This window comes from Streptomyces buecherae, assembly GCF_014295035.1.
GTDB classification, from domain to species: Bacteria; Actinomycetota; Actinomycetes; order Streptomycetales; family Streptomycetaceae; genus Streptomyces; species Streptomyces youssoufiensis.
In genome coordinates this window covers 4527825-4536772 of record NZ_CP060404.1, presented here as the reverse complement: position 1 = coordinate 4536772, position 8948 = coordinate 4527825, and the positions used below count along the sequence as shown (strand labels likewise).

Below are 8948 nucleotides of genomic sequence, written 5' to 3'. Positions count from 1 at the left end.
CACGGTGCCGGCGGGGCTGGCCCGGTCGAGGCAGGCCGGCTGGCCTCGGCTCACACCAGTTCGTCCGCCAGCAGATCCATCAGCAGCCCGTCGCGCCACTCGCCCGTGCGGTGGTCGCGCGCGTACGCCCGCATGACACCGACCGGCTTGAACCCGACCTTCCCGTAGCTGCGGATCGCGGCGACGTTGGCGGCAGCCGGATCGATGGTCAGCCGGTGGTGCCCGCGCTCGCGCACCAGCCAGCGGGCCAGCGTGCGCACCGCGTCCGTGCCGAGCCCCTTCCCGTGCAGCCGAGCGGTCAGGAAGATGTCGATGCTGGCGTGCCGGAACTCCGGGTCGTCCTCTTCCTCGTACTGCACGGCACCGATCACCTCACCCGCGAAGACGACGGCCAACATCGCGGCGTAGTCCTCGGGCGGAGACCACCACTCAGCGACCGCTGGTTCGCGCACGATGGCGTCCAACTTCGCGAAGTCGGCCTCGCACGTGGGACGCAACACGACCTCCACCCCATGCATGTCCATGCCCGCAGTCTGCCGAACGGGCCGCGAGCGCGGGCCGTCGGCGCGGGCCCGGGGCCGCCGCCCGGGTCTCACCAGGTCGGTCGGGCCGAGATCCCCCCGTCCACCACCAGGTCGTGGCCGGTGACGAACGAGGCCATCGGTGAGGCGAGGAACACGCACGCGTCGGCCACGTCCTCGGCCCGGCCCAGCCGCCCCGCCGGCACGGCGGCCTCCCAGCGGCGCACGCCGTCCGGCCACGCGTCGGCGAGTCCGGGGCGCCCGATGAGCCCGGGCGAGACGGAGTTGACCCGAATCCCGTACGGCCCGTACTCCAGCGCTGCCGACCGCGCGTGCATCGCGACGGCGGCCTTGGACGCGTTGTAGTGCGCGTGGCCGGGCGCGGGCTGACTCGCCTCGATGGAGGCGATGTGGGTGATCGTGCCGCCGCCGCTCTCCCGCATGACCTCCGCCGCGGCCTGGGTGCAGGCGAAGGTGGCGCGCAGGTTGGTGTCCACGACGGCGGACCAGTCGGCGAGCGTCATGCCGGGCAGCGGCTGTACGGGCTGCACGCCGGCGTTGTTGACCAGCGCGGTCAGCCGGCCCTCGCGCCACGCGGCGGCCTCGCGCACCAGCCGGTGGCACTCCGCCTCGTCGGCGAGGTCGGCGCCCAGCGCCAGCGCGGACCCGCCCGCGTCGCCGATCTCCGCGACCAACGCGCGGGCGGCGTCCTCGCTGTTCCGGTAGTGCGTGACGACGGCCGCGCCCGCTGCCGCGAACCGCCGCGCGATCCCCTGCCCGATCCACCCACCGGCCCCGGTGACCAGCGCCACCTGCCCGGTGAGATCGGGCAGGTGGGTGGGGTGTGTGCTGGGTTGGTTCACGTCGGGTACGCCTCTCGGTTCGCTCGCAGGGTTACGGGCCGCTTGTCCCCGTGGGCGCAACCCGCCACGCGCGCCCACCTCATGGCCGGCACAGCCCGCGCACCCGCTGCGCCACCCGCGGGTACCTGGCGGCAAGCTCATCGGCGTCGCCGTGCTCGTACGTGTCGTCCGTGAACCCGGGCGCCATCGTGCACCCGAGCAACGCCCACGCCCCACCACCCGCGACGGCCCCACCCATCCAGGTGCCGGCGGGCACGGTGAACTGCACGTGCTGGCCACCCAGTACGTCGGGCCCGAGCACCACCGTACGGTCCGACCCGTCGGGCGCCAGGAGCAGCAGCTCGATCGGGTCGCCGAGGTAGAAATGCCAGGTCTCGTCGGCGGCGAGTCGGTGCAGGGCGGAGTACCCGTCGGCGTCGTCGGTCAGCAACACGACGATGGCCGACCCCTCCGGCCGCCCGTCGGACCGCTCCGCCCCGGCCCACGTCCGCAGGTACCGCCCGCCCTCGCGCGGTATCGGCTCCAGGCCGTAGTGCGCGACGAGTTCGGCGGGGGTGGGCCGGGAGCGGCTCGCGCCGGCGAGGCCGGGTGGGGCGTCGGGGGTGTCGGGCATGTCGGAGCTGCTGTCACTGGTCATGGGCGGCCCTCCGCTGACGGTCGGGGCCAGCGTACGGGGGCGGGGCGGGGTGGGTCAGCAAAATGGCCTGCACACCACGATGTGGTGTGCAGGCCAAAGAAAAGAGGGGCAGTGGCCGAAGCGAGTGCCCCTTTAAGTCTGCTACCAAGCTAGCACGGTTCCCACGAGCTGGCTACCAGCCAGCGGCCACGTCGGTAGGGTGCGGTGATGGTCACTTCCGCAGCCCCGGACTCAGACCCGTACGCGCGCCGCGTCCTGGCACGGATGGCGGACTTCTTCACCGACGAGGGAACGCCGTGGCCGCGCCGGCTCTGGGACATCGGGTCTGTGCTGGCCCTGGAGGAGCTATGTGAGGCCGGCCACTGGCAGGCCCACAACGTGCTTGCGCCTTCCGCGTGCGACTGGCAGCGCAACGAGCTGCGGGCACTGATCGGACCTGATCAGGGACTGGGTGACCGGGAGCTCCGCAAGGAGATCAACCTGCTGCTCCAGAATGCGCTCGTGGATCCCAGCCCGGAGCGGCGGCGGCTGAAGGAGATCATCGGTCATGTCCGCGCCGGGTATCTGGACCGTTGGGCGAGCGCTCTGAAGGTTGAGGAGGACAAGCGGGTCAAGCCTGAGCGCTTCTCCCGGACCGTGGCCGCGCACCTTCTCGATCTTGGCTTCAGCGCCAGCCACCTGAAGGTCTGGGCCAGGAGGCTCGACCGCGATCGGGCCACCGCCGTGGAGATCGCGGAGTCCGCCGCCGAGCTCGCCCGTACGAGCGCCCGGCCGCACGAGGTGCTGGTCGCGCTGGAGAAGGTACCGGGCCGCCGTGAGCTGGCGGAACCGCTCGACCACTGGCGCTCCAAGGGCGAGGTCATCACCTGGCTCAAGGACAACGGCCACGACCCGGCCGGTATCCGCACCGGCGGCGGCTTCGTCTACCGGCTCGACGCGCTCGACCCGTACGGCGCGGCCGAGCAGGCACGCCAGTTGCTGGACCGGATGGTCGCTCGATCCCAATACCTGCGTCGCCACCGCGGCGGCGTCGTCCCGGTGCCCCACATCTGGGTCGCCGGTCATTCCCAGCCGGTACCGCTGGCCCCACCTGCCCGGGGCGCCGACGTCCTGTCCCTCGTGCATGAGGGACACCTGTACAAGGTCGACAGCCGACGCGGCCGCATCGATGACGCTCTCGAGCTCGCCGCTGCGGTCAACCGCGGAGCGCTCGCCCCCGCAGTCGCCGGCGGCTGGGCCGCCGTCGAGTCCCTCCTCGTCCACGCCGACGATCCGAAGGGTGATGGGGAGCGCTCCGGCAAGGCCATCGCCGCCGACCGGATGGCCACCATCATCGCCTGCTCCTGGCCCCGAGCCGAACTCACCACCCTGGCCCACCGCCACAGCCCGAGCGAGCCCGACGACCTCTCCCGCGCGGTTGCCGCCTGCACCACGAACAGGGAAGCCGCCCGCCTGGTCGTCAACGCTCTCGAAACCACCGGAGCTGAGGTCCTGGCGCTGACCAGGCCCACCGGCTACAGCGATCAAGCCGCCGCCCAGCGCATGGCCGCTCTCCTCGCCAACCCGCGATCCCAGCTCAACGACGTCACCAAGGCGTTCCGCATCGCCATGCGCCGCCTCTACCGGACCCGCAACATCATCCTGCACGGCGGAGCCACCCACGGCGTCGCCCTCGAAGCTGCCCTCCGCATCGCCGCCCCACTCCTCGGCGCCGGCCTAGACCGCATCGTCCACGCCTCCTACACCGAGAACCTCGACCCCCTCGACCTGGCCGCTCGCGCCGAAGTCGCTCTCCAGCTCGTCCACGGCGAGACCGGCCTGACCACGGTCGACCTGCTCGAACCCGTCAGGTGAACGGGAGGCTGCTGACTGCACCGTCCGCGACGCAGACATACAACCATCGCCATCCCGCGCGACCTCCTGGTGGGTGCCGGTACGAACTGATGCGTTCAGGCCGGTGGCACACCAATGGCACTCGCACCAGGAACTCCGCCACGTCACAGGCGGGACTGCCGCGCGCCGACCGGGTTACAGGAACTCTCCCCGCCGCACGGCCCCGACGAACGCCGACCAAGCCGCCGTGTCGAAGACCAGCGCCGGGCCCTTCGGGTCCTTGCTGTCGCGGACGGGGACGGCACCCAGGTAGGCAGCGCTGACCTCCACACAATTGCCGTTGCTGGCTCCGCTGTAGGTCGATTTACGCCAGCCGCTGAGGGCCGACGACTCGGGGAAGTACGGGCTACTCGACATGACCCAGTTCCCCTCGCCGCACCGCCTCAACAAACGCCGACCAGGCCACCACGTCAAAATGCAACGCCGGCCCGCCCGGGTCCTTGCTGTCGCGGACGGGCACCACACCGCTCGGGGCCACCGACGGCGCCCACTCGACGCAGTCTCCGTTACTGCCGCCGCTGTAGCTCGACTTGCACCACGTGGCCGTGGACAGATCCGCCATCACCTTGGGACCGCCTCTCTCGCGGCTACCAGCCTGGCGCCCACCACAGGCGCGCGACGCGACAGGGCCGCTAAGCGAACTCTCCCCGCCGCACGGCCCCAACGAACGCCGACCAAGCCACCGCGTCGAAGACCAGCGCCGGGCCCTGTGGGTCCTTGCTGTCACGGACCGGGACCAGGCTTGAGTAAGCCGCACTGACCTCCAAGCAATTTCCGTTGCTTCCGCCGCTGTAGCTCGACTTACGCCAACCGACCAGGGTTGACGCATCAGAAGCATCGTTACCGAGCTGCATGCGCATACTCCTCTTCAACTGCCTTGACAAATGACATGGATTCACGATGCGACAGCGCGTCGCCCAGAGCGAGATCGTAGGACACGAGGCATCGCTCGACTACCGCCGGCGAATCCAACACCGTGCCGGTGCTGAGTCCCTCCACGTAGGCGAGCGGCGCCATGTCATCGAAGCGCATCAGGGTGACGGGCCCCTCCAGAAGCGCGTGGGCGCCGAGACTGAACGGCAGTACATGCAGGCGAATGCGCTGCCGCGCGGCCAACTCGTAGATGTGTCGTAGCTGAGCGGCCATGACGGCTGGACCACCAACAACGCGCCGCAGCACTGCCTCGTCCAGGAGCGCCCACAGCTCCGGGCGCACGGGATCGTCCAGAATGTCGGCACGCGCGAGGCGTGTGCGAATCCCGTCAGCACGCTCTTCTTCACTCCTGCGGGGAAAATGTGCCTCGAACACCGCCGCCGTGTAGTCCGCTGTCTGAAGCAGTCCAGGCACCAGCGACTGGCCGTACTCGCGAATCATCACGGCCTGCGGTTCCATCACGGCCACGCCCGCGAAGAACGAAGCGAGTTTGCTCTCGGGTAGAAAGCGCCGAAAGACGCCACCCGTCTCAAGAGCCTGGTCAAGGCGTTCCGCGTCCTCAACCGAAGGGAAGCGACGGCCCGCCTCGATGTGGGCGATGTGCGAACGCGACATCACAGCGCGCGCTCCCAGTTCCTCTTGAGTCCAGCCTCGCGCCTCTCGACGTTCCCGCAGTTCGTCGCCGTACGCGTTGCGGTGTGCTGGTCCGTCTGTGAGCGCCATGTGGTGACCCCTTCGTGCTCAGTGCTTTGGCACGCCAAACCCTCTAGCGACCGTACTCCGTCGCCTCCCACTCTGTAATCGGTCCAGTGCAGTACGTGAGAAAGGGGTGCCTGGCCATGAGCAACAGTGCACATGTGGGGAACAACTCGGTGGGGCACGAACAACAGCAGTCGGCTAACGACACAAGCGATCACCTGATCGCCGAGGCAGCCCCGGACACCAGCGTGGCGCGGAACCGTGAGTCCATCCAACTGGCCATGAGCCGCGAACTGTTGGCCCACGCCAAGGACGTACTCTCCGTCCCCCGCCAGCCCGCCCACGTACTCCGCTACACCTGCGCCCGGCTGACCGAGAGCCTGGACGACGTGCTGAGCGTGGCCGACGAGCGCGGTCAGCGCCTCACGGCGGGTGAGCCGAAGTCTCGTGGGCCCGCGCTGTACTGGGGCAACCCGGCCCACGACGACTGCGGTCACACCGGCCGAGAGGCCGGCCCCGCATGACGTACGCCGTGTACCGGTTCGTCCAGCACACCATTCGCCAGGCGCCGGAGGGTGGCGTGACGTTCGAAGCGTTCTGCATGACCGCCGGTTGCCGGGCCGAGTCGGGTGGGTTCGAGGACCAGGACGACGCGCAGGACTGGTGCCTGCGGCACACCGGGCGCAACCCGGGGCACGACCTGTTCCGCCGCGTGGTCACCGACTACGCCCGCGTCCTCCGCGACGAGGAGTGAACCGCGCAGGCGTCGCGGGCCGTAGTGATCCAGGGGGCCGCCCCCGCGCGGGAGTTCGCGCCAGGGGCGGCCCCGCCGCGTGCGCGGTCGCGCCGCCGCGCGCGGGCGCGCTCCGTAGGCTCGGCGACCATGAAGGTACTGATATCCGTGGACATGGAAGGCGTCTCGGGGGTCGTGCACCCGAGCGAGACCAATCCGACCGGTTACGACTACGAGCGCGCGCGACAGCTCATGACCGCCGAGGCCAACGCCGCGATCGCCGGCGTGCTCGACGCCGAACCCGCCGCCACCGTGCTGGTCGCCGACGCGCACGGGCCGTTCCGCAACCTGCTGCCGGAGGCGCTGGACCGGCGGGCGCGGCTGGTGCGCGGGAAGCCGCGCCCGCTGGGCATGCTGGCCGGGCTCGACGGCTCGACCGAGGCCGTGCTGCTCGTGGGCTACCACGGGCGGGCCGGCGCCGGGCCCGCCGTCCTCGCGCACACCATGAGCGACGCCGTACTCGACGTACGCGTCGCCGGCCGCTCGCTGGGTGAGATCGGCCTGAACGCCGCGATGGCCGGACACCTGGGCGTGCCGGTGGTGCTGCTGAGCGGCGACGACACGGCTTGCGACGAGTTGTCCGAGCTGGTGCCGGGCGTCCGTACCGTCGCCGTCAAGCAGGCCATCGGGCAGAGTGCGGCCGTCACCCTGCACCCCGAGGAGGCCCGGGAGCGACTGCGCGACGCGTCCGCCAGGGCCGTCACGCGGGCCGGGCTACGGGGGCAGCGGCTGGCCTTCCCGGGCCCGGTGGAGGTCGAGGTCGACCTCGCCAACCCGACCACGGTGGACCTGGCCACCCTCGTACCGGGCGTCGTGCGCGTCGCGGGCGGCCGTACGGTCGCCTTCACCGCCGCCGACTTCGCCGAGGCGTACCGGCTGGTGCTCCTCCTCGTACAGCTCGGGACGATCAAGCCGGGGTGACCCCACGCGGGCGCGGGCCGGGGGCGGGCTCGGGTCGCGCCTTGGGGGGCCTGACCCCGTCCCTGCCCACCGGATGGCGACCGCACAGGTCCAGACCTGCCGTCAAGGTCGCTCTGCCGGTCGATACGTCACCAGATTTGGACGGCCCACGCTCCGCACCAGCGGAACCGACCTTTCCGGCAGGCACGATATGCGAGCTCAATTCAACCCATCGGGCCCAAGGAGCACTCATGGCGATACGTATGGCGAAGTCCGGCAAGGTCGCCGTCGCGGCGTTGTTCCTCTTCGCGGCCGCGTCGACCTCGACGGCCGCCGCCGTGGAGAACGACCGGTCGAGTAATCGGCTCGGCACGTGGACCTGGTACAACCACAACTCGGGCAAGTGCCTGGAGATCCGTGGGGGCGGCACCGCCGACGGCGCCGGCGCCGTCCAGTGGGGCTGCGACGGCAGCGCCTGGCAACTGTGGACCAACACCAACGGCGGCACGCTGACCGAGATCCGGAACGGCAACACGGGCAAGTGCCTTGAGGTGTTCAGCGGAGCCTCCGCCGACGGCGCCCCGGTCGGTCAGTGGAGCTGCAACGGTGCCAACTGGCAGAAGTGGCGCGTGCAGTCGAACGGCGACGGCACCTACCACATGACCAACCACAACTCGGGCAAGTGCCTTGAGGTGCGCGGAGGCGGCACCGCCGACGGCGCCGGTGTCGTCCAGTGGAGCTGCAACGGCGCCAACTGGCAGAAGTGGAAGTAGCCCAAGCCGGCCGGCCTACCGAGCCGCCTCACCCCGCAGTCCCGCACTCCTGAAATCGCGCCCCTCCCGCTCCCTCCACTTCTGAGCAGCGCCAAAGCCCGGGCCCAGCGACGAGCGCGCGCCACCGGAATCCGCCGGTCGGCGCGCGTACCGCTGCCCGGGGCGCTGCCGCGCCGCTGGCCCGCGCCTGGTCAGCCCCGGGCCCCGCGGGCCTACCCCGTCCGCAGCCCCCGCAGCAGCAGGGCGACCAGGCGGCGGGGGTCGTAGTCGGGGTCGCTGTCGCGGCCGATGCAGAGGTTGCCGACGCCGCGCATGAGTTCCTGCGGCGGCGTGCCGGGCTCGATCTCGCCGGCCTCGGCCGCGGCGTCGAGCAAGCGCGCGCAGACGGGCACCAACCGTTCCAGGAAGTAGGCGTGCAGCGCGGCGAAGCCGCCGCCGTCGGACTGCATGGCCTTGGCCAGGCCGTGCTTGGTGACCAGGAAGTCGACGAAGAGGTCCACCCACGCGCGCAGCGCGGCGAACGGCGAGTCCGCCTCGGCGAGCAGCGTCGGGCCGGCCTCGGCGCACGCGTCCACCTGGTGCCGGTAGACGGCGACGACGAGGTCGGAGCGGGTCGGGAAGTGGCGGTAGATCGTGCCCATGCCCACCCCCGCCTCGGCGGCGATGCGGCGGATCGGCGCGTCGACGCCCGAGGTGACGAACACCGCCGCGGCGGCGGCGAGCAGCGCCTGTTCGTTGCGCTGCGCATCGGCCCGCTTGCCCCTAGGCGGCGTCTTCCCGGACTGGCCCGCAGTCGGCATCACGTACTCCTACCAGCGACGTTGACAAAGCGGAACAGTGCTCCGTATCGTAATTGGAACAGCGCTCCGCTTTCAGCTTAGCTGAAGCCGGGCCCTCCCGTACGCCTCGCCCGCCGCGCCCGCCCCGGGCCCCGGC

Annotated in this window: 13 protein-coding genes; 5 read left to right on the top strand and 8 right to left on the bottom strand. The window is 71.0% G+C overall.

Annotation, left to right across the window (positions count from 1 at the left end):
- Positions 1-50 precede the first annotated feature (50 nt).
- The 3 genes from aac(6') to H7H31_RS17550 all read right to left on the bottom strand — a co-directional run bounded on the left by aac(6') (position 51) and on the right by H7H31_RS17550 (position 1997).
- Positions 51-524, bottom strand: coding sequence for an aminoglycoside 6'-N-acetyltransferase (gene aac(6') / locus H7H31_RS17560; protein ID WP_187063365.1), 474 nt, complete (start codon positions 522-524; stop codon positions 51-53).
- 68 nt (positions 525-592) lie between these two features.
- Positions 593-1384 (bottom strand): SDR family NAD(P)-dependent oxidoreductase, encoded by a 792-nt coding sequence (locus tag H7H31_RS17555; protein ID WP_232109919.1) that lies wholly within the window; start codon positions 1382-1384, stop codon positions 593-595.
- Between the two features lie 79 nt (positions 1385-1463).
- Positions 1464-1997: a cupin domain-containing protein gene (locus H7H31_RS17550; RefSeq protein ID WP_187063371.1), complete on the bottom strand. Its 534-nt coding sequence runs from the start codon at positions 1995-1997 to the stop codon at positions 1464-1466.
- A 231-nt stretch (positions 1998-2228) separates the two neighbouring features.
- Between H7H31_RS17550 and H7H31_RS17545 the strand changes: the two genes are divergently transcribed.
- Entirely contained in the window at positions 2229-3875 is a 1647-nt protein-coding gene (locus tag H7H31_RS17545; protein ID WP_187063363.1) for an integrase, read from the top strand.
- A gap of 174 nt (positions 3876-4049) precedes the next feature.
- Here H7H31_RS17545 and H7H31_RS17540 read toward each other — a convergent pair whose 3' ends face one another.
- The 4 genes from H7H31_RS17540 to H7H31_RS17525 all read right to left on the bottom strand — a co-directional run bounded on the left by H7H31_RS17540 (position 4050) and on the right by H7H31_RS17525 (position 5570).
- Entirely contained in the window at positions 4050-4271 is a 222-nt protein-coding gene (locus tag H7H31_RS17540) for a DUF397 domain-containing protein (protein WP_187063362.1), read from the bottom strand.
- The gene (locus H7H31_RS17535) at positions 4261-4476 is read right to left on the bottom strand and encodes a DUF397 domain-containing protein (protein WP_187063361.1); all 216 of its coding nucleotides are present in this window, start codon (positions 4474-4476) and stop codon (positions 4261-4263) included. The genes H7H31_RS17540 and H7H31_RS17535 overlap by 11 nt, the downstream gene beginning before the upstream one ends.
- Positions 4477-4546: 70 nt before the next feature.
- Positions 4547-4768 carry a DUF397 domain-containing protein gene (locus tag H7H31_RS17530; protein ID WP_187063360.1) on the bottom strand — a complete coding sequence of 74 codons (222 nt, stop codon included), beginning with the start codon at positions 4766-4768 and terminating at the stop codon, positions 4547-4549.
- Entirely contained in the window at positions 4755-5570 is an 816-nt protein-coding gene (locus tag H7H31_RS17525) for a helix-turn-helix domain-containing protein (RefSeq protein ID WP_187063359.1), read from the bottom strand. The genes H7H31_RS17530 and H7H31_RS17525 overlap by 14 nt, the downstream gene beginning before the upstream one ends.
- Positions 5571-5686: 116 nt before the next feature.
- On the opposite strand from H7H31_RS17525, the gene H7H31_RS17520 reads away from it, so the two are divergent.
- From H7H31_RS17520 to H7H31_RS17505, 4 genes are all read left to right on the top strand, one after another.
- Complete coding sequence (locus H7H31_RS17520) at positions 5687-6070, top strand: hypothetical protein (RefSeq protein WP_187063358.1); 384 nt, start codon at positions 5687-5689, stop codon at positions 6068-6070.
- Positions 6067-6300: a DUF7848 domain-containing protein gene (locus tag H7H31_RS17515; protein ID WP_187063357.1), complete on the top strand. Its 234-nt coding sequence runs from the start codon at positions 6067-6069 to the stop codon at positions 6298-6300. Before H7H31_RS17520 ends, H7H31_RS17515 begins: the two co-directional genes overlap by 4 nt.
- 129 nt (positions 6301-6429) lie before the next feature.
- Positions 6430-7260, top strand: a complete 831-nt coding sequence (locus tag H7H31_RS17510) for a M55 family metallopeptidase (protein WP_187063356.1) — start codon at positions 6430-6432, stop codon at positions 7258-7260.
- 230 nt (positions 7261-7490) lie between these two features.
- Positions 7491-8012 (top strand): RICIN domain-containing protein, encoded by a 522-nt coding sequence (locus tag H7H31_RS17505; protein WP_187063355.1) that lies wholly within the window; start codon positions 7491-7493, stop codon positions 8010-8012.
- Between the two features lie 212 nt (positions 8013-8224).
- Here H7H31_RS17505 and H7H31_RS17500 read toward each other — a convergent pair whose 3' ends face one another.
- Positions 8225-8812 (bottom strand): TetR/AcrR family transcriptional regulator, encoded by a 588-nt coding sequence (locus H7H31_RS17500; RefSeq protein WP_187063354.1) that lies wholly within the window; start codon positions 8810-8812, stop codon positions 8225-8227.
- Positions 8813-8948 lie beyond the last annotated feature (136 nt).